General features: G+C 60.8%; 18 protein-coding genes and 1 pseudogene. 4 read left to right on the forward strand and 15 right to left on the reverse strand.

The features are described from left to right. Positions 1–36: 36 nt before the first annotated feature. The 5 genes from LHFGNBLO_RS14525 to LHFGNBLO_RS14545 form a co-directional block, all read right to left on the reverse strand. Positions 37–900 carry an alpha/beta fold hydrolase gene (locus LHFGNBLO_RS14525; RefSeq protein ID WP_258608423.1) on the reverse strand — a complete coding sequence of 288 codons (864 nt, stop codon included), beginning with the start codon at positions 898–900 and terminating at the stop codon, positions 37–39. Between the two features lie 62 nt (positions 901–962). After that, on the reverse strand, positions 963–1490 hold the full coding sequence (locus tag LHFGNBLO_RS14530; RefSeq protein WP_258608425.1) for a YybH family protein: 528 nt from the start codon (positions 1488–1490) through the stop codon (positions 963–965). Positions 1491–1656: 166 nt separating this feature from the next. Next, positions 1657–2451: an NADPH-dependent F420 reductase gene (locus LHFGNBLO_RS14535; protein ID WP_258608426.1), complete on the reverse strand. Its 795-nt coding sequence runs from the start codon at positions 2449–2451 to the stop codon at positions 1657–1659. Positions 2452–2510: 59 nt separating this feature from the next. Then, positions 2511–3437 (reverse strand): NADP-dependent oxidoreductase, encoded by a 927-nt coding sequence (locus LHFGNBLO_RS14540; protein ID WP_258608427.1) that lies wholly within the window; start codon positions 3435–3437, stop codon positions 2511–2513. 9 nt (positions 3438–3446) lie between these two features. Then, entirely contained in the window at positions 3447–3962 is a 516-nt protein-coding gene (locus LHFGNBLO_RS14545; RefSeq protein ID WP_319944222.1) for a nuclear transport factor 2 family protein, read from the reverse strand. A gap of 37 nt (positions 3963–3999) precedes the next feature. On the opposite strand from LHFGNBLO_RS14545, the gene LHFGNBLO_RS14550 reads away from it, so the two are divergent. Next, positions 4000–4461: an RrF2 family transcriptional regulator gene (locus LHFGNBLO_RS14550; protein WP_258608429.1), complete on the forward strand. Its 462-nt coding sequence runs from the start codon at positions 4000–4002 to the stop codon at positions 4459–4461. Positions 4462–4549: 88 nt separating this feature from the next. On the opposite strand, the gene LHFGNBLO_RS14555 is transcribed toward LHFGNBLO_RS14550, so the two are convergent. Beyond that, a complete protein-coding gene (locus LHFGNBLO_RS14555) occupies positions 4550–4837 on the reverse strand; it encodes a DUF1330 domain-containing protein (protein ID WP_258608430.1) in 288 nt (95 codons plus the stop codon). Positions 4838–4920: 83 nt separating this feature from the next. Continuing rightward, positions 4921–5748: a zinc-dependent alcohol dehydrogenase family protein gene (locus LHFGNBLO_RS14560; RefSeq protein WP_258608431.1), complete on the reverse strand. Its 828-nt coding sequence runs from the start codon at positions 5746–5748 to the stop codon at positions 4921–4923. Between the two features lie 219 nt (positions 5749–5967). Between LHFGNBLO_RS14560 and LHFGNBLO_RS14565 the strand changes: the two genes are divergently transcribed. Beyond that, complete coding sequence (locus LHFGNBLO_RS14565) at positions 5968–6954, forward strand: LysR family transcriptional regulator (RefSeq protein ID WP_258608433.1); 987 nt, start codon at positions 5968–5970, stop codon at positions 6952–6954. A 144-nt stretch (positions 6955–7098) separates the two neighbouring features. On the opposite strand, the gene LHFGNBLO_RS14570 is transcribed toward LHFGNBLO_RS14565, so the two are convergent. The 6 genes from LHFGNBLO_RS14570 to LHFGNBLO_RS14595 form a co-directional block, all read right to left on the reverse strand. Next, on the reverse strand, positions 7099–7917 hold the full coding sequence (locus tag LHFGNBLO_RS14570) for an SDR family oxidoreductase (RefSeq protein ID WP_258608434.1): 819 nt from the start codon (positions 7915–7917) through the stop codon (positions 7099–7101). A gap of 164 nt (positions 7918–8081) precedes the next feature. Then, the gene (locus LHFGNBLO_RS14575) at positions 8082–8648 is read right to left on the reverse strand and encodes a TetR/AcrR family transcriptional regulator (protein WP_258608436.1); all 567 of its coding nucleotides are present in this window, start codon (positions 8646–8648) and stop codon (positions 8082–8084) included. Positions 8649–8962: 314 nt separating this feature from the next. Next, entirely contained in the window at positions 8963–9160 is a 198-nt protein-coding gene (locus LHFGNBLO_RS14580) for a hypothetical protein (RefSeq protein WP_258608437.1), read from the reverse strand. Then, complete coding sequence (locus LHFGNBLO_RS14585; RefSeq protein WP_258608439.1) at positions 9157–9453, reverse strand: hypothetical protein; 297 nt, start codon at positions 9451–9453, stop codon at positions 9157–9159. The genes LHFGNBLO_RS14580 and LHFGNBLO_RS14585 overlap by 4 nt, the downstream gene beginning before the upstream one ends. A 76-nt stretch (positions 9454–9529) precedes the next feature. After that, on the reverse strand, positions 9530–9904 hold the full coding sequence (locus tag LHFGNBLO_RS14590) for a hypothetical protein (RefSeq protein ID WP_258608440.1): 375 nt from the start codon (positions 9902–9904) through the stop codon (positions 9530–9532). 95 nt (positions 9905–9999) lie between these two features. Beyond that, positions 10000–10833 carry an alpha/beta fold hydrolase gene (locus LHFGNBLO_RS14595; RefSeq protein ID WP_413774719.1) on the reverse strand — a complete coding sequence of 278 codons (834 nt, stop codon included), beginning with the start codon at positions 10831–10833 and terminating at the stop codon, positions 10000–10002. Positions 10834–10944: 111 nt separating this feature from the next. Here LHFGNBLO_RS14595 and LHFGNBLO_RS14600 point away from each other — a divergent pair, with 111 nt between their 5' ends. Further along, positions 10945–11514, forward strand: coding sequence for a TetR/AcrR family transcriptional regulator (locus LHFGNBLO_RS14600; protein ID WP_258608442.1), 570 nt, complete (start codon positions 10945–10947; stop codon positions 11512–11514). Positions 11515–11718: 204 nt separating this feature from the next. Here the strand turns inward: LHFGNBLO_RS14600 and LHFGNBLO_RS14605 are convergent. Further along, positions 11719–11865, reverse strand: a pseudogene (locus tag LHFGNBLO_RS14605) (helix-turn-helix domain-containing protein); the annotation flags it as partial. Positions 11866–12905: 1040 nt separating this feature from the next. Between LHFGNBLO_RS14605 and LHFGNBLO_RS14610 the strand changes: the two are divergent. Beyond that, positions 12906–18725 carry an AAA family ATPase gene (locus LHFGNBLO_RS14610; protein ID WP_258608443.1) on the forward strand — a complete coding sequence of 1940 codons (5820 nt, stop codon included), beginning with the start codon at positions 12906–12908 and terminating at the stop codon, positions 18723–18725. 231 nt (positions 18726–18956) lie between these two features. Here the strand turns inward: LHFGNBLO_RS14610 and LHFGNBLO_RS14615 are convergent, their stop codons facing one another. Then, positions 18957–19166 carry a hypothetical protein gene (locus LHFGNBLO_RS14615; RefSeq protein ID WP_258608445.1) on the reverse strand — a complete coding sequence of 70 codons (210 nt, stop codon included), beginning with the start codon at positions 19164–19166 and terminating at the stop codon, positions 18957–18959. Positions 19167–19303 lie beyond the last annotated feature (137 nt).

The following is a 19303-nucleotide window of genomic DNA, read 5'->3' on the forward strand; positions in this document are numbered from 1 at the left end:
TGCTCAACACCAAGTTGGTCTTTGCTCAGTCGGATTTCATCTGCGCTCGCCGCTCAAGAACGCTTCGGTCGCCGCGAGAAATTCGTGAGCACCTTCGAAGTACGCGAGGTGCCCGGCATTGATTTCCCTGCAAGCCGATCCGGGGATGTAGGTTGCGAGCTCCGGTGTGGTTGTTACGATTTGATCGTGAGCACAGGTGACCACGAGCGTCGGGCAGGTCACCATTCTGGATTGATCGCGTATGTCCGCCACCATATCGAGGGTCACCTGACGTTCTATGCCCTCCCAGTTCGCGAATGGCATGTATCCTGTGATCATGTCTTCGACTGCACCGACGCCCAGTTTCGAGATGAACGCGGGCGTAAGCCCGGTGAGCAGGAGCAGTCGGAGGAATGCCGTGCGGTTGGTTCGAAGAAGATCGAGCCAAAGCTCGAATTCGAGCCGCAATCGTGGCTCAGCACCCGACGGAAAGCCGGCCACCAGAACGAGCGAGCGCACGAGATCCGGCGCTGTGGTAGCAAGCTGGACCGCAACCGACGCCCCGAGCGAATGTCCGATCACATCGAACCGGCCAACTCCAGATGCCTCTGCCACTGCCCTTACCTGGTTCGCGAGCTTCTGAAGGGTGAGGGCGCTGCCATCATCCACGGTGTCTCCGGAGCCGGAATAGTCCAGACTGACGACAGTCCGGGTTTTGCCCAGTTCTCCAATCACAGGACCCCAATGAACATCGAGCGCAGCCGTCCCATTCACAAGCACAATGGCCGGCCCCTGTCCCTGGACCCGGTATGCGACGCGCGCGCCATCGACGTTGACAAATCTTGCCCTTGTCACGACCGGACCTGCCTGGCCCAGAGCATGATTTTGATGCTCGACCCGAAGTTCATTCTGGCTGGTCATCGGAGGTTCTCCTTCGCATGGAATGTGGTTTGGCGTGTCCATTGCCTGGACGCGTGCCGCGGCTATTTGAGTTGGGTGTTTGCGATCGGCAGGATGGAAGCCACATGCCAGCCGGTTGCCTCGCGAACGAACGTTTGGCTGATCAGAAACGTGCTGTCCTGAGGCGGCTCGCCTGGAAGGCCTCGCGTGAAAACGATGGGGACAAGAATCTGCATTACATCGTTGGAGATCGCGGCTACGCGAAAATTCGACATGTCGGGTTTGAGGTGCCATGTGCCTGCATAATATTCCTTGAACTGGTCGGCGACCGCCTCGGCCCCCCTCGTTTCCACACCTCGCGAAAACAAGAGCATGCTGGGCGAATTCCAGAGCATGGCTCTCACATCGTCCGCGTTGTGCGCATTCTGCGCGGCTACGAATCTCTTAAAGAGGGCGCGGGCCTCGGTTTCGTCTGCGGCGGCGGATGCGTGTCCGCCCGATGCGACTACCACGACGAGAAAAAGGAGCGCGGCCGGCACCCGGAGATAGCGTCGACCGGGAGCCGACAGCCGAAGCATCACGGAAATCATCGAATTTATGGAATGGGTCACCCTAGCCTCTCTGTGTTAATCATGGCATATGCCGCTAATTATCGGCATATGCCGATTTTTCAAGTCGCGGGGCTGGAACATCACATGAACGTGAAGTAGCGTTCCCGTGGAACTCCGACCGATCGCATAGATCGTCGCCCTGCCGCTTCCAAAGTGATGGCGGTCGTCATGGCTTTGTCCTGCGTTGAAGTAGTTTGGATCGCAGACTCCCCGGCAAGCTGGCGAGCGAGCGCATCAGCTGTGTGACGTCTCCTGTGATAAGGCCGTTGCGCAACTCCGCCAACCGCGTCAGTGCCATGTCGCGGCGCTCGCCGAGCTTGGCGTGGTCGTCGGCGGTCAGGTCCTGCATGACCTCCTTCAACTGGGAAGCGCTGAGGTCTGTGCAGTAGAGGGGGCTGCCCAGCTGTTGGCGCCAGGACGCGTCAAGACCGCCGGCGTCGATCCCGTCGAAGCCGATCTCGTCGATGAGGCCGATCACAACGCTCTTGGCCCGCTGGTCGTCGCCTGCGACCGGCAGGGCGATGCGCTCCGGCGAGCCTTTGGGGCGCCCCCGCTTTCGGAGGCTGTCAATCGAGATGCTGTTGAATGCCTTGACGACCGGTCGTCCCAACTGCTCGGCGACCCACTTCGTCTCGGGCACGCCCTTTTCCAACGACTCTATGCGCCCGTCACGAAAGGAAGCGTAGTTGGCCGTGTCGACCACGATAAGGTCGTGGCGCGCGCCATCGAACAGATTAGCCGGCAACTGCTGGATAGCTTTCATCGGCACCGAGATGATCAGGACGTCCGACTGCTTAGCGATATCGACGACTGACACTGCCATCGCGCCGACTTCCTTTGCCAAGTCGGCGAGGGTCTCGGGGCCTCGGGAGTTGGCGATCCGCACGCTATGCCCCGCATCCTTGAACTTTCGTGCGAGGCAGGCGCCGATTTTGCCGGCGCCAATCAGACCGATTTGCATGGTTACTCCAGTTCTAGATCTGTGCGCACAATGTTAGCTCCGCGTGACGTCCGATCTCGTCAGGCGGCCTCGGGAACGAGGACGATCTTTCCTGGTCCGCAGGCCCTTGCCTTCAGGGCGTCCTGGGCGATTGCGGCATCTGCCAAGGCAAATGAGGCGGCAACCGTTACCCGGAGCGAGCCAGCTTCAACCAGATCAACTAGCCGCAAGAGAATCCCGGTATCCGGTCGGGCAAATACTGTCGTTACCCCGGAGCCGCCATCTGCTATGGAGCAGACGCGCGCACCTGGCGCCGCTGCAGACATAGCCTTAGCCAATGCGCCTTGGCCGGCGCAATCCACGATGGCCGTCACGCCGGCCGGAGCGTGCTTTCTGATCTGTTCAGCGACGTCGTCACCATACTGGACGGGTTCCGCGCCGATCGATTTCACATAGGTTTGGCGTGAGGCAGAGGCGCTTCCAATGACGGTAGCTCCTGACATTACTGCCAACTGGGTCGCCAGCGAGCCGACGCCTCCTGAAGCACCGAGCACAAGAACAATATCCGACTCGGATGCGCGCAATGTATCAATCACCGCGCGATAGGCAGTCATACCAGCAAGCGGGAGCCCGGCCGCTTCGCCCCAGGGAACGTTCTTCGGCTTTCGCCATAAGCGTTCCACCGGAACGCTCACAAGCTCGGCATAGGTGCCGCTGTGTAGGATTTCCTGATGCGTATAGGCGATGACTTCATCGCCCGGTTGGAATTCGACCACGCCTGCTCCCACACGCTCGACGATGCCGGCGATGTCCCATCCGGGTACGACCGGAAACCACGTCTCCATCAGGCTCTCGCCAAAACCGGCCTGCAACGCGATATCGGCCGGATTGATGGCCGCGGCCTTCATCCGGACGATCACCGCGTTCTGCGACAGCTTAGGCTCTGGCAAATCACCGTATTGGAGGACTTCCGATCCCCCAAAGCGGCTATAAGAAACGCCCTTCATATACTTCTCCTAGAAGGCGTACGGGATGTCGTGATAGATGCGGTTGTGCGCTATCATCCAGCGCCCATCGACTTTCTTCAGGATCGGCCGGTAGTAGCCACTCTCGATCGGGGTGATGGTTCCTTGCGCACCAAAAGCCCCTGCCGGCCAGCCGCCTTCAGGCTTCTCCTTACCGACAACGTTGAACACCACAAAATGGACATCGAGCGTCGCGGTGTCGCCTTTCACTTCGATGATTGAGTCAGAGGTGATGTGATGGCTCCACCCCCGCGGCGGATGCGGCTTCATCAAATTGGTAACGCCGTCGCCGATGGCTTTCGCCCCGACCAACTCGCCAAGAAGCTCAGCCGTGCCTGCATTGTTGTAGAAAATCTCAGTCTTGCCTTCGGGCAGGAAGATCTTGCTCATTGCCGCTCCGTCTCGGTAGTCGGCCGCCCGGACGTATCGCGCCATCACCTCTTGAATTTCACGTTCGTCAGACATTGAAGGTCTCCTTGAGAAAATATGATCCCATGATAGATACATATCTTGAACTTGATATGCAAGAGTAAAAGATACATATTTGACCGACCAGGAGCAGATGATGATCGATGTCCGTTTCCCGACCGCCTTGCAGATGATGCTCAGCCTGGCGCTGGCTCAGGCCGAAGAGGTCGAACCGTTGAGTTCCGCTGAGTTGGCCGAGGGGGTGGATTCCAATCCAACCTTCGTCAGGCGATTGTTGGTGCCGCTGATCCAGGCGGGCCTTGTTCGTTCGACCATGGGACGAGACGGGGGTGTGAGCCTGAGTGTCGACGCCGCCGCGATCACGCTCGGCGAAATCTATAGGGCGACCATGGGCGACAAGAGGCTGTGGACCGGACGGAGCGATATCCCCCACCGATGCGTCGTCACTCGTAATGTCGAACGATTCTTTGGGAACTTGACCGATGAGGTCGATGAGTCGGTGGTGCGCCTGTTGGGGGGGCGGACGCTGGCCGATGCCCTCTTGGAGCTTCGCACCCTCGATGCGGCCCGCGTTTAGAAAGAGGATCGAAACCACCGCTGGCGCCACGCCAATCGTAGGCGAAGCGACCGAGATCCGATCGCCCGACACGATGACGCTTTTGCCGTCACAGACCCTCGACGACAAAACCTCGATAGGACGCGCCCTTGAAGCGGTGCTGCGCGACAGCCTGATAGTCCGGGCTGCGATACCAGGCCAAAGCTGCGTCGATTGTTGGAAATCCGGCGATCGTCACGGCCTCGGGTGCTGGCCCTTCCAACACCTCCAGCCTGCCATTTGCGGCAAGGACCTGCATTGGGAACCTTTCGAGCACTGATCCTACGGAGCTGGCGTAGATATTCAGCTCCTTCTGATCATGTGTTTGCTCGCGGATATAGATGACATAGGCGACCATTCGCGTTTCTCCGACTAGGGCCTGTGCGGCTGACAACGCGGTTGTTCATGCCTCGTCCGCGTTCCTTTGAGTCCGGCAGGGGATCAGTGCTGGATGACGACCTTGCCCACGATGTTGCGCGCGCCGTAGTGGGTGATGGCCGCCTTGGCGTCGTCGAACGCATGGACGCTGTCGATTACCGGCCGGATGCCATGCTGCTCCATCGCCCGGCACATGTCCTCGAGATCCCGGCGGCTTCCAACCGTCACCGCGCGAAAGCCGACCCGGCTCATGAACATGGTCATGAAGTCGACGCCACCTTCATACCCGGCCAGGATGCCAACGATGGAGATTTCCCCGCCAACCGCGGAGGCCTTCATCGACTGGGGCAGGGTCGCGGGACCGCCCACTTCGACAACGCGATCGACGCCGCGGCCGTTGGTGAGTTCGCGGACCGCGTCACCCCACTCCGGCGTCGCATTGTAATCGATGACGGCGTGCGCACCGAGCCGGCGAAGCAACGGCGCCTTCTCATGGCTGGAGGTCGTCGAAATCACCCTGGCGCCAAGCGCAACGGCCAGCTGCACGGCGAACAGTGACACGCCCCCGGTGCCCTGAGTGAGCACCACATCGCCGGCGCGAACACCAGCAAGTGCCGACCATGCCGTCACCGCGGCGCAGGAGAGCGTAGCGCCTTCCTCGAAGCTCATGTGCGATGGCATGGGAACAAGGATCTCCGCGTTGACCACCTTGTATTCCGTCAGCCAGCCGTCGTGATCGACGACCCACTGCTCGTGTTGCGTGTTCAGCGTTCCGCCAAACCAGTTGGGAAGGAAGGAATTGACGACCTTGTCGCCGACCCGGAAGCGCTTGACGCCTTCACCGATAGCCTCGATTTCGCCGGCGCCATCCGACAGCGGCACGCGGCCCATTGGAACGGGCGGCTGATACTGGCCGGCAAAAATGGCAGATCGCGGAAATTGAGCGACGACGCCCTGACGCGGACCAGCACTTCACCTCGGCCCGGTTGCGGAATCTCGCTCTCTTTGATGATCAGGCTGCGCGGTCCGCCAAAGCTGTTGATGTGGAATGAACGCATGGACTTGCTCCTGGGCTTGATGCCTTGTGATTTCTTCCTACCGGGAGCATGATTGTTTGATAATCGCCCTATATTGGTACGACCTGTGCAGCCAGACTTCACAATAGATCGCGCGCGCATGGACGGCGTGGTCATGTTTCTGGCCGTTGCCGAGCTGCGGGGGTTTCGGGCCGCGGCCGCGCGTCTTGGGGTGACGCCTTCCGCTGTGAGCCAAGCAATTCGGAACCTTGAGGCGCGGGTCGGCTCACCTCTTTTTGTGCGGACAACCAGAAGCGTAAACCTGACGGAGGCGGGCGAACGGCTTCTTGCCCACGCGCGGCCGGCCGCGGATATGTTGAGCGCCGGCATCGACGCTGCCGGCGGGTTGGGCGACGACGTGCGGGGAAAGCTGCGCATCAACGCGCCGCGAGCGGCCCTGCCGTTGCTGATCAACCGCCTGCTGCCCGATTTTCTGGCAGCCCACCCACAGATCCAGCTCGAACTCACTGGCGAGGATCGTCCTATCGATATCGTCGCGGAAGGGTATGACGCCGGCATACGGCTCGGCGATTTCGTCGAAATGGATATGGTCTCCATTCGTCTGACGCCGGCCGAGCGGTTTGTTGTGGTGGGCACGCCGAGTGTATTCAAGGCGCAAGGGCGGCCGGTGCGCCCCGAAGATCTGCACGGCTTCCGCTGCATCCTTTATCGGACCGATGCGAGTGGTGCGGACCACTGGCGATTTGTCGTTCGGGGGCGGCCTGTCACCATTGCGGTCACAGGCCCGCTGGTGATCAATGATGTTGATTCGTGCATCAGGGCGGCACTGCGCGGTGTTGGATTGTTCCGCCTGCCGCGTTCGCTCGTGATGCCCTATCTGGATACCGGGGCGCTTGAGACCGCGCTCGATGCTTTTGGCGAAGATGTGCCCGGCCTCTCGCTCTACCACCCAAGTCGCAGCCAGACGCTGCCCAAATTGCGTGCCTTTATCGAGTTCGCGGTCGCCCGCATGCGTCATCCGGTGAGCGCCGCCGACTATTTACCCACCGCGGTGGACTAGCAGGCTTTAGGGGCCGCGCTTCAAGCTAGCCGGATAAGGTCCTCGACCGTTCGCCGAACAGTCCGAGCGGCTCGATGCCGCCTGACAGGATCCGGTCGGCGGTCTCCTTATTTGTGGGAGGGCTTTCCAGGAGGCGGACTCCGCTTATGCGAAGTTCAAAGCAATCTTTGCCAGATATTCCTCAATCGGAACCGCATTACGAAGCGCCATCAAGTCGTTACCCGCCTGCCCCAAAAGCGTCCTGAATTTCTGGCTTTCGCCAGTCGCCAAGGCATGAATCTCATCGACGATCGTTTGCGGATCGTCCAGCGCGTCTTCGGTCACTCCGGAGAACATGGCATTCACCTTGCCGACAACATCGTCGTAATCCTTGATCTCGGGATGCGTGTTGAACACCACACTATTCAGGAAATTGTTCCCCTTCGAACCACCCTGCTCGATGAGGCGCAGTTCGATATTCAGCGGCTTCAACTCGTAATAAAGCCCCTCCGTGAGGCCTTCGAGGGCAAACTTCGACATATTGTAGAGGGAGCCGGTGGGCACCGCACTCAATACGCCCATGAACGAGCTTATGTTTATGAACATGCCACCTTTATTGGCGCGGAAGTGCGGCAAGAAACCACGAATGACGTTGATGGGGCCGCGTACATTTAGCGCGAACTGCCAATCAATCGTACTTTCTTCGGCGAACTCCAGAGGTCCGTAGGAGCCAGCGCCGGCATTGTTGACCACTACGTCGATCTTCCCGAAGGCAGCGATGGCTTGCTCCGTCGCTACCTGCACTTGCTGGACATCCGTTACATCCAGCTTGAAAATCTTGATGTTGTCATATGCGGACAGCTCGCTTTCCTTTTCCGGCGTCCGCATGGTAGCCGCCACGTTCCAGCCTCGCTTTGCGAAATGGAGCGCCGTTAATTTACCCAGGCCGCTACTGGTGCCGGTAATGAATATCGTCTTGGTCATGTCTTCATCCTGTTTGTCATTGTTGCACTAGATGCCGAGTAGCTTCTTTGCGCTCGGCATTACTCCAGCATCTCCTGGCCGCCTGTACCGTTCATCACAACCGCTCTCATTGATGTGCTCCTTTCTTGAATGATCGTTCCATAATTGGTTAAAAAAAGGGGGCGCTACCGCAGCGCCCTCAGCGCCATGTCGGCCAGGCTGGCCAGCGCCGCGCGGTCGGCGCCGCCGCGCCCCGCGACCCGGATGCCGGCAATGTTGGCGATCAGAAAATCGGCGGTTACTTCCGCGTCGAGGCTCGGAGCGATATCGCCTTCGCGTTGCGCGTCGTGAACGCGGGCTACGATGGCTCCACGCAGGCCTTTGCCAAGGAGCGTTTTGATCTTCTCAAGGTCGGGGCGTGACACGCCGAACTCATAGGTCGAGTTGACGCCAAGGCATGGCTGATCGGCGGTCTCGACGACGCGTTGCAACATCGCATTTATGCCATCGATCCCCCGAGCGCGGCTTCGCAGCGCACCGAAATGCCTCGTACACTCGTCCAGCCCATAGCGATGCACCGCCGAGCAATAGAGCTGCCACTTGCCGCCGAACGCAGCGTAGAGGCTTTGCCGTCCGATCCCCATCGCATCGACGAGCATCTGTGCCGAGCTACCCTCGAATCCATGCTCGCTGAAGACGTCGATCGCGCCATCAAGCGCATCGTCCATATCGAATTCCCGCGGTCTTGCCATGAGCGGCATATAGTCGTTCGGGAACGATCGTTCAATAACGAATCCGGGATTGATCTGAATGCGCGCTATCCCGACCTCAAGATTGAGGTGTCGATCGAACCCGCTCTCACCGACATCCTCACCGAAGGGTACGACGCCAGAAGCGGCCTATCGAAGCGGCTATGCTTCGGACGCGGCCCTCAGCCGAGCCTTCAAGGCGCATTTCGGGTACGCGCCAAGCGAGGCCAGAAGCCAGCAGTCGTCGTGAGAGGCGTCAAGCGCGCGATGCGGTAGCTGGGCGCGCTCAAACGCATGAAGAGCGCGCCCACTGCCGTTTAGCCGGCCGCCTTCATGAGTGCGGCTTCCAGTTCTCGGTCGAGGTAGAGCCCGACTTCCGTGATCCGTTCGTCTTCAAGCTGGCCGAAGAGCGTGGAAGGTTTGTCGTATTCGAATACGACCTCCCCGGCTTCGGTTTCAAAAAGTGCGACGCGGAGCGGCGCATAGAGCGCTGCGCCTAGATTGTGTCGTGTCATCTTCGAGGCGGTGATTGGATTCCCAATCTCGTATTGGACGGCGTTGCGCTACGCCCGACAATCGCCAAGAGATCGCCGTGGTCGCGATCGAGAAACATGAAGAGCTTGGGTCCGTGTTCTTCATACTTCTTGATGCCTTCCTGATCGCCGCTGCTCAACATGACTTTGATATTCGCGTCGAGCTTGGGGAGATCGGCCTCAATGCCGGCGCGCACCTGCTTGAAAGGGCGCTTGGAGGTTATTCTGACGTGTTCAATCGTGATCGGCCTGAATGTCATTTCAGCGGTGGGCATCGTTGGCTCCTTTCGAAAACTGTGCGGATGAACGCTGATCAACCCAATTTCCATCCGTTGCTTGATCGTGGAAATTTCAGAGGAGGACACCTTCGCCGAGCTCATTATTGACGAGCGCGCCGAGCTGGCCGGACAGCGAGAGCGCCGGGCCTAGAGGGTGCATGGTGACCGACACGTGGTGGACCCCGCCATCGGCGTTGCGTTCGATGACGGCCACTCCGGTCAACGACATTCCGTTGGTGAGCACAGCTTCATTCTGAAGAAAGCTGCGGGACCCGATAGTTTCGAGAAAGACTGGTGTTTGGGATTTGTAGAGCGTGGCTACGGTTCCGATGAACTTCTTGATGTTCTCCCGACCAGAAATAGGTCGGCGCAGAACAGTGCCCGTGAATTCCGCGTCGGGCGTCAGGTCATCGAGGAACGGGTGGCGTGCGTGCGAGTCCTGAGACATGTTTTCTCAAATCTGATTGAACGGCGATTTTACGATGGACGTTTGTTGATGATCGGCCGAGGCGGCGAACAGGTTTGCCGCCTCGGCCATTCCTGTTAGCGAAGGAAGTCGAGAGCCTGCTGAACGAACACAGCGTGATATTGGAAGATGCCGCCGTGGCTTGCGTCGGGGAAAATGCTGAGCTGTGCATTGGGGAGCCGACGCGCCAACTCGAACGAATTGATCGTCGGCGCCATGACGTCATCGTCGCCGTTGGCAACGAGGACAGGATGATGGATCTCCCTCAGTTTGGACGGATCGCCCCGTCCCCAGGCATGAATAGCGGTGAGCTGTGCGCCAATCGTCTCATTGCTCATCGGAGCATCGCGGTCTTCCTTGCGCTCGTTCAGACGGGCGAGGAAGGCATTCGCGGCGGCTTGACCGTTGCTTGTCTGGGAAAAGAACAGAAAGTGCTTCGGATGTTTGCCAGAGGCGCCGGCCTTGGCGACGGCGTCCTGTAGAACAGCGCCCATATTCGAGATGCCTTCGCCGCCGGCAGGGCCGGCGCCGGCGATAATGATCTTGCGGACGAGGTCGGGCTGTTCCTGCGCCACAACCTGGGCAATGAAGCCACCCAGCGAGAAGCCCAACAGATCAACCTTGCTCAGTCCAAGCGCGCGGATGAAGGCGACCGTGTCACGCGCCATCTCCTCGACCGAGGTCGGTGTAGAGCCGCCGGACCCGCCCACGCCACGATTGTCGAATGCGATCACATGGTGCTCGGCCGCTAGGCCATCGACCACTCTGGGGTCCCAATCGTCAAGCACGGCCGTCAGATGATGGAGGAGGACAACCGGCACGTCGCCCTTCTCGCCGAATTCCCGATACACGAAGGATGTGCCGCTCACATCGATCGCTTTGGTCGTCGCAGTTTCAAACGTCATAGCCATGTTCCTTTCGATTGAGCCCTGCGATTGCACAGCGATCGCTTGTGGCGTAGGATAACGATCGTTATATAACGATCGTGATTTTATGATTCAAGGCCAATTCGGAGATTGGGAATGAGATATCCGCCAGACCAAAAGGCGAAGGCCAGGGAAGCAATCCTGGAGGCAGGAGCGCAGGCGCTCAGGACGAATGGATTCAACGGGATCGGAGTGGATGGCCTCGCGGCTGCGGCTGGGGTGACGTCGGGCGCCTTCTATTCCAATTTCCCGAACAAGGAGGCGCTTTTGGAGGGCGTCATCGAGGCTTGCCTCGGCAAGCCCTTTGTCTATTACACCGGAAGCGTCGCTGAGCGGCGAGAACTTCTCAGGAAATGGCTCTTTGAGTACATCAGCGCCTACCATCGGGAGAATCCCGCCGTGGGCTGCGTCATGCCGACCTTGAGCGCCGATGTCGCGCGCGCCAGCCCGGTGGTTCGAGAGGCGTACAGACTCAAGATGGAGGAACTGATCGGCAAAGTGTCGACTGTCCTTGGCGGAGCCGAAGCGGATCGCGAACGGCGCGCATGGAGCATCGTTGCCATGATGGTTGGCGCGATTGGAATCTCCCGAGCCATGCCCGACGGCGAGGGGGCCAACCGCGCCATCGAGCATGCCCTTGAGACTGCCATTTCGCTCATCGGCTGAGGAGCCTCCCGCAACTCCCGAAGCCCGATGGCGGAGGCGGCCATTGAAATGATATCGCGGCAGTCAAGGCCGCGAGCATAGGCGAGCCCACCCCATCCCTCTGGAGCCGCTTCTTCCGCATGGGCTTTTGTCCCCCGCGTCCGAGCATTCTCGGGTGGATTGCGAGCACCACCAGCGACGTGGTTGCCAATCTCCGCAGGCCGTCCGGCGCGATCGGTCCGTCCAGGCCGCTGTCGTGTAGCGTGTGAGGATCTTGTAGCCGGTCTTGCGCGAGATATCGAAATCCCGGCAGAGCACGGCCATCTTCTCGCCGTCCAGCAGCCGGGCGATGAACTTCAGCCGCTCTTCCATGACGTTACACTGTGATTCAGGGCCGAAGCATGACCCCTTCCGAATATTGTACAACGCCTTGATTTGTATAATTGTGGCACCGCAGAGGGGTCACGATCGGCACCGATCGTGACCCCTCTTCTTCCAGAATTTATGGCAATATCAAGTGTTTGGTGCGATTTGCCTCCGGGGTCACGCTTCAGCGCTTATTCACAGCCATGCCCGTGCTGCGGCGGCCGCATGATCATCATTGAGACCTTCGAGCGCGGCAATGATGCCCGAGCACCGCCATCCGGAATGCCATGACCGCGAACCGCTCGTCACCGCACCGCATGCTCGCCGAGAGATCTCATCGTCGGCGGGTGGTCAGCTTCGTGCGCCTTGGCCCGATGCTACGAACCTCGCAACTCACCACGCCGAAATCGCCCGCTCTTCACCGGCCACACCGTGGCATGCGCGGCCTTGGCGAGCCTTGCTCGTCCGTCGGCGGGATCGGTTTCATCCGCCAGGCGCATCGCCGCAGCCAAGTTGCGCGACGCGAAAACGTCAAATCCCCATAGATCAAAGCCGCGACCTCCACACCCCGGGTTCCGCACGCCTCGTAGACGGCCGGCATCCGAAACCCTTCACACTTCCGGACCTTTGCGAGTGACGCGCGAAGGTCGCGTCGCGGACCCATCTCGGACTTTCGTTGACCACCGGAGTGTGACGATGTCGTGCTTTCGGGATGACCCATCAAAGTTAGCCGGCCTCGGGTTCAGCGACCCTCCATGGCGGGACGTTGCGGGCCTCGTGCAATGCTGGGCTTGGCGCGACGTTTCAGTCCACCTTGCGCTCGCATAAAGAGGCCCTCCCGTGACCGCGATCGTTTCGGCGATGCATGCTTGGCTTCGGGTGATGGATTGACGGACAAGAGCAAAACTAGTCCTTGTACCAAAGGGGCGTGCTGAGTACCAAAGTGGGGCTGACGGGAGGCCACCCTTTTGACGGAGCTTTCGGGCTATGTATTCTCGGTGTTGCGGCGAGGCGAGTTCACACTCTACCGCGGCTCGGGAGACGGCTTGGACCCGATCCTGCTGGTCGCGCCGATCGGGGAATACTCCGCGCTTGAGTCTCTCAAGCGGCTCGAACATGAACATGACCTCAAGGCCGAACTGGATGCCGACTGGGCTGTCCGGCCGGTAGGCTTGTCCCGCCACGACGGCCGCATGGCGTTGGTGCTCGAGGACCCCGGCGGCCAGCCGCTCGATCAACTGCTCGGCCAGCCGATGGATGTGACGCAGTACTTGCGCATCGCGATCCCGCTCGCGGCCGCAATTGGGCAAGTTCACCGGCATGGCCTCATCCACAAGGACATCAAGCCGGCGAATGCGCTCATCGACGCCGCCGGCAACGTCCGCCTCACCGGCTTCGGCATTGCGTCCCGGTTGCCGCGCGAGCGCCAGGCCCCCGCGCCGCCAGAAATTATTGCCGGGACGCTTGCCTACATGGCGCCCGAGCAGACTGGCCGTATGAACCGATCGATCGATGCCCGCAGCGATCTCTATTCGCTCGGCGTCACGTTTTACGAGATGCTCACCGGGGCGCTTCCGTTCACGGCCACCGATCCGATGGGATGGGTCCACTGCCACATTGCCCGGAGGCCGACACCGCCGAGCGAGCGGGTGAGCGGAATCCCGGGCCCGGTCGAGGCCATTGTCTTGAAGCTGCTCGCCAAGACCGCCGAGGATCGCTATCAGACCGCGGCAGGCGTCGAGACCGATCTCCGGCGGTGTCTCTCGGCATGGGAAGCGCATCACCGCGTCGAATCGTTTTCGCTCGCTGCGCATGACGCGTCGGACCGGTTGGTGATCCCGGAAAGGCTGTATGGACGCGAGGCCGAGATCGACGCCCTCCTTGCGGCCTTCGATCGTGTGGCAAGCGAAGGCACAACCGAGCTCGTGCTGGTGTCGGGCTATGCCGGCATCGGCAAGTCGTCGATCGTCAACGAGTTGCACAAGGTGCTGGTCCTGCAGCGTGGCCTCTTTGCAGCCGGCAAGTTCGACCAGTACAAGCGGGACATTCCGTATGCGACGCTGGCACAGGCCTTCCACAGCCTCGTGCATCAGTTGCTCAGCATGGATGATGCCGAGCTGAATCGCTGGCGAAATGCATTGCTTGACTCGCTTGGCCCGAACGGCCAGCTCATGATCAACCTGATCCCCGAGCTTGCCCTGATCATCGGCGAGCAGCCGCCGGTTCCCGACCTCCCGCCGCAAGACCGGCAAAATCGGTTCCAGCTGGTGTTCCGGCGTTTCCTCGGCGTGTTTGCTCGGCCGGAGCACCCGCTCGCGCTATTCCTCGATGATTTGCAATGGCTGGATACCGCGACGCTCGACCTTCTCGAACATCTCACGCACCCGGACGTGCGGCACCTGTTGCTTATCGGAGCCTATAGGGACAACGAGGTAGGTCCCTCGCACCCGCTCGCACGGATGCTGGCGACGATTCGCGAAGCCGGGGGGCGGGTGCAGGATATCCTGCTTGCTCCCCTCAAGCAGGACGATGTGAAGCGGCTGCTTGGAGATGCGCTGCACACGGTGCCTGAGCGTACGCGCCCGTTGGCTGGGCTGGTGTTCGAGAAGACCGATGGCAATCCGTTCTTCACGATCCAGTTCTTGACGGCCTTGGCGGAGGAGGCGCTGATGGCGTTCGATCCCGGCACGGAGGCCTGGACATGGGACCTGCCGCGTATCAGCGCCAAAGGCTTCACCGACAACGTCGCCGATCTCATGGCCGCGAAGCTGAGCCGTCTGCCCCATGCGACCCGGAAGGCACTAGGACACCTGGCCTGCCTTGGGAATGTAGCGGAGTCGGCTACGCTCGCTCTGGTGCACGGGGAGACTGAGGAAGCGACGCACGCGGCACTCTGGGAAGCCGTCCGGGCTGGCCTCCTCTTGCGCTCAAACAACACCTACTCCTTCCTCCATGACCGGATCCAGGAGGCGGCGTACGCGCTTATCGCGGAAGGCGAGCGCGCTATGGCTCATCTTCGGATTGGCCGATTGCTCGCGGCCCAGAGTCTGGCGGAAGAGCTCGAAGACAGCATCTTCGACATCGTGAACCAGTTTGACCGAGGCGCGGCGCTGATCACTTCGCCGGAGCAACGCGAGCAAGTCGCCGAGCTCAACCTCAAGGCGGGCAAGCGTGCCAAGGCGGCAACTGCCTATGCCGCTGCCCTGCAGTATTTTGCCACCGGTCGCGCTTTGCTGACAGAAAATGGATGGGAACGGTGCTACCAACTCAGCTTCGACCTCGAACTCAACCGGGCTGAATGCGAGTTCCTGACCGGCGCGCTGGCGGAGGCGGAGGGGTGCCTGGCGGCGCTGTCATGCCGCGCAGCAAACACGATGGAACGAGCTACGGTCGCATGCTTGCGCGTAGATCTGTACACGACCCTCGATCGGGGCAGCCGCGCCATTACTGTCGGCCTCGACTGCCTCCGGCATCTTGGCATCGACTGGTCGCCGCATCCGACGGAAGAGGAGGCGCGGCGCGAATACGAACGGATCTGGCTGCAGCTCGAGGGTCGCACGATCGAGTCTCTAATCGATCTGCCTTTGATGAACGACCCGGCGTCGCTCGCAACGCTGGACGTTCTGGCCAAGATCGGGCCACCCGCATTCTATACGGATGCGAACCTGCTTTCCCTGGTCACCTGCCGTGCGGTCAATCTCAGCCTCGAGCGCGGCAACTGTGACGCTTCGTGCCTCGCCTATGAATGGCTCTCCATGCTTGCCGGCCCGCACTTCGGCGACTACCGATCCGCCGTATATCGCTTTGGTCAGCTCGGCTATGACCTGACCGAAGGACGCGGACTGACGCGTTTCCAAGCCAGGACCTATATGGACTTTGGTGGTAGCGTGGTGCCCTGGACGAGACATGTCCGGGCTGGCCGCGATCTGGTGCGCCGCGCGTTTGAGGCGGCAAACAAGATTGGCGATCTCAACTACGCCGCCTACTGCGGCAAAGACTTGACCACGAACCTTCTTACGGCGGGCGATCCGCTTGCCGAGGCGGAACGCGAAGCTGACCATGGCCTCGCGTTCGCTCAGAAGATGCGGTTCGGACTTGTCGTTGACTGCATGTCCGCCCAACGCGCGCTGATCCGGATGCTGCGCGGCCTGACAACAACATTCGGCTCCTTCGACGATGCGCAGTTCGATGAGCTTCGGATCGAGCGCCGATTTTTGGAGAATCCGGACCTGGCGCTTGTCGAGTGCTGGTATTGGATCTGGAAGCTACAGGCGCGTTTCTTCGGCGGCGACTACGCGTCGGCCCTTGAGGCCTCATCGAAGGCGAAACAGCTGTTGTGGACCTTGGTCTCGCTCGAAGTCGCAGAATATCACTTCTACGGCGCGTTGTCTCAAGCCGCCTCCTGCGATACCGCGGCAGAAGGTGAGCCGCAGCGGCAGCGCCTGGACGCTGTCGCTGCGCATCACGGGCAACTTCAGCTTTGGGCGACAAATTGCCCGGAGAATTTCGAGAACCGCGCTGCGCTGGTCGGCGCCGAGCTTGCTCGCCTCGAGGGGCGAGACGTCGACGCGATGCGCCTCTACGACCTGGCCATCAGCTCAGCCCGCGCCAACGGCTTTATTCACCATGAGGCGCTCGCCAACGAACTCGCCGCCCGCTTCTACGCGGTGCGTGGGTTCGAGAAGATTGCCCATGTGTATTTGCAGGACGCCCGCTACGGCTATATGCGGTGGGGCGCTGATGGCAAGGTGCGGCAAATCGAACAGCTTCATCCGCATCTCCGCGACGCACCAGTCCCTATATCTCCCACCACGACCATAGGCACGCCCGTCGAGCAGCTGGATGTCGATACGGTGGTCAAGGCTTCGCAGGCGGTGTCGGGTGAGATCGAACTCGGCAAGCTCATCGAGACTCTCATGAGGATTGCGGCCGAGCATGCGGGTGCCGAGCGGGGACTGCTCATCCTTCTCAGGGGCGACGAGCCGCGGATCGTGGCGGAGGCCACCGCCGGCCACGGCAGAGTCGAGGTCACGGTTCGAGAGGCAGCAGTACTTCCCTCGGCTCTCCCCGACTCCGTGCTCCACTATGTGATACGGACGCGGGAGAGCGTGGTTCTTGATGACGCTTCGGTCAGGAACTTGTATTCGGACGACGAGTATGTCCGGCAAAAGCATCCCAGGTCCGTGCTGTGCCTGCCCGTCGTCAAACAAACGAAACTCGTCGGCGCACTCTATCTTGAGAACAATCTGACACCGTACGCCTTTACGGCGAGCCGGGTGGCGGTGCTTGAGTTGCTGGCCTCGCAAGCCGCGATTTCGCTGGAAAATGCCCGCCTCTATTCCGATCGCAAGCGAGCGGAGGAAGAACTGCGACGCAGCGAGGCCTATTTGGCTGAAGCACAGAGATTGAGCCGCACCGGCAGCTTCGGCTGGAGCGCCGCCACCGGCGAGGTCATCTGGTCGGATGAGACATTCAGAATCTTTGGATATGACAAGGCTCCTTCGGCCACCATCGACATGGTCGTTCAGCGTACCCATCCGAACGATCGTGCTGCCGTGCAACAGACCGTCGACCGTGCGGCCAGAGACGGCAAGGATTTCGATCATGAATATCGATTGCTGATGCCGGATGGTTCAATGAGGTATGTCCACGCCGTGGCTCACGCGGTGAAGGACGCATCGGGCAACATCGAGTTTTTTGGTGCGGTGACGGACGTCACCGCAACCAAGCGGGCGGAGGATGCGCTTCGAGAGAGCGAGCAGCGCTTTCGCGATTACGCCGAGACAGCCTCCGATTGGCTTTGGGAGACGGGACCAGACCATCGTATCATCCATCTATCGGAGCAAATCGCCAGAATCGGTACAAGCGCCGCAGGCCGGATCGGCTTGAGGCGATGGGATGTCGCTACCGACCTCGATGAGGAGCCGGAGAAGTGGAGTCAGCACATTGCCACCCTCGAGGCGCGCCGGCCGTTTCGCGGTTTTGTCTTCCGGGTTGCAGCCGACGACGGCTCGGCGCGCTACATTGCCGGGAGCGGCAAGCCTGTTTTTGATCCGGGAGGACGTTTCCTCGGCTATCGGGGCGTCGGTAGCGACGTAACGGCGGCGATACGCGCCGAGCAGGCAGAGGAAGCACTGCACAAGACGCAGATGGAGCTGGCGCATGTCACACGCGTGACGACGCTGGGCGAGTTGGCCGCGTCGATCGCCCATGAAGTCAACCAGCCGCTCGCCGCCATCGTCACAAATGGCGAGGTTGGCCTGCGGTGGCTCAACCGTGAGACGCCGGACCTGGCCGAGGTGCGGGAGGCCGTTGGTGCCATGATCAGCGACGGGAGGCGGGCAAGCGAGATCATCCTGCGACTTCGCGCCCTTGCCGGGAAGACCGAGACCCAGAAGGTGGCGGTGGACATCAACGGCGCGATCAGCGAGGTGATTCCGCTGGTGCAGCATGAAGTGCTCAGCCATCGGGTGTCGCTGCGCGTGGAACTGGCGCCGACGCTGCCGGCCGTGCTCGGTGACCGCGTCCAACTGCAGCAGGTGATCATCAATCTGATCGTCAACGGCATGGAGGCGATGGCGCCCGTCACCGACCGTGCGCGCCAGATGGTCGTCCGGTCGCAACTGGACGACAGCGGCAAGGTGCTTGTCGCGGTCGAAGACTCGGGCGTCGGCATCGACCCGGAAAACGCGAAGCAGCTCTTCAACGCCTTCTTCACCACCAAGCCTAGCGGAATGGGCATGGGGTTGTCGATCTGCCGCTCGATCATCGAGAACCACGGCGGGAGGTTATGGGCCTCGCGCAATACCGGGCCTGGTGCGACGTTTCAGTTCGTCTTGCCTTCGCATCCAGAGGTCCGCTCGTGATCTGGCCGACGCAGGTGGCGGAGGCGCTGCGGCGGAAAGCTGCAAAACAAGCTTCCGGATGTTCCAGCCGGTGCTTCGGAGAAGCGCCGGGAAAGTCAAGGAATGTGCGAAGCCGACATCCACAGTGGCGTCGCTGGAAGTCGGGAACGGGTCCAGAAGTGGACGCTCCCGAATGTCGACTACCGTACCTGGTCTCGTGGCGAGGTGAGGGGGGCGAAAGCCTCAAGAACATCACTCGGAGTGAGATGGTTTGAGGGCCTCGACGAAGGCGCGCACTGTTTCGTCACGCGGCTGCAGAACTTCGAACAAGCCGGCGGCGCATAGCGCCGGCATAGCCTCGGTGATGTCGCGCTCAGCCTCGAGGCGCGCCTCGGCGGTGGCGGACGCATCGGCCAGCACCTTGGCGTTGGCCAGGAAGGCCGCAACAGAGCCCTTGCGCACGCTAACCCCATTAAATTGGATTTGGTCGACACCGTCGGGAAGAACATCTTGTGCACGCATTGGCGAAAATCCTAGTTGGGAGAGGGAGAAGGCTAGCTGAGAGGCATGGCCACACGGTCGAGCGGCTCACGGTTTGG

This window comes from Mesorhizobium sp. AR10 (assembly GCF_024746795.1).
Classification (GTDB): domain Bacteria; phylum Pseudomonadota; class Alphaproteobacteria; order Rhizobiales; family Rhizobiaceae; genus Mesorhizobium.

Bases quoted from the DNA above. Each gene is read 5' to 3' on its own strand.
- LHFGNBLO_RS14525 (WP_258608423.1), bottom strand. From the start codon at position 900: ATGACCAGCCAGAATGAACTTCGGGTCGAGCATCAAAATCATGCTCTG.
- LHFGNBLO_RS14535 (WP_258608426.1), bottom strand. From the start codon at position 2,451: ATGCAAATCGGTCTGATTGGCGCCGGCAAAATCGGCGCCTGCCTCGCA.
- LHFGNBLO_RS14540 (WP_258608427.1), bottom strand. From the start codon at position 3,437: ATGAAGGGCGTTTCTTATAGCCGCTTTGGGGGATCGGAAGTCCTCCAA.
- LHFGNBLO_RS14545 (WP_319944222.1), bottom strand. From the start codon at position 3,962: ATGTATCTATCATGGGATCATATTTTCTCAAGGAGACCTTCAATGTCT.
- LHFGNBLO_RS14555 (WP_258608430.1), bottom strand. From the start codon at position 4,837: ATGGTCGCCTATGTCATCTATATCCGCGAGCAAACACATGATCAGAAG.
- LHFGNBLO_RS14560 (WP_258608431.1), bottom strand. From the start codon at position 5,748: ATGGGCCGCGTGCCGCTGTCGGATGGCGCCGGCGAAATCGAGGCTATC.
- LHFGNBLO_RS14570 (WP_258608434.1), bottom strand. From the start codon at position 7,917: ATGACCAAGACGATATTCATTACCGGCACCAGTAGCGGCCTGGGTAAA.
- LHFGNBLO_RS14575 (WP_258608436.1), bottom strand. From the start codon at position 8,648: ATGGCAAGACCGCGGGAATTCGATATGGACGATGCGCTTGATGGCGCG.
- LHFGNBLO_RS14580 (WP_258608437.1), bottom strand. From the start codon at position 9,160: ATGACACGACACAATCTAGGCGCAGCGCTCTATGCGCCGCTCCGCGTC.
- LHFGNBLO_RS14585 (WP_258608439.1), bottom strand. From the start codon at position 9,453: ATGCCCACCGCTGAAATGACATTCAGGCCGATCACGATTGAACACGTC.
- LHFGNBLO_RS14590 (WP_258608440.1), bottom strand. From the start codon at position 9,904: ATGTCTCAGGACTCGCACGCACGCCACCCGTTCCTCGATGACCTGACG.
- LHFGNBLO_RS14595 (WP_413774719.1), bottom strand. From the start codon at position 10,833: ATGGCTATGACGTTTGAAACTGCGACGACCAAAGCGATCGATGTGAGC.
- LHFGNBLO_RS14600 (WP_258608442.1), top strand. From the start codon at position 10,945: ATGAGATATCCGCCAGACCAAAAGGCGAAGGCCAGGGAAGCAATCCTG.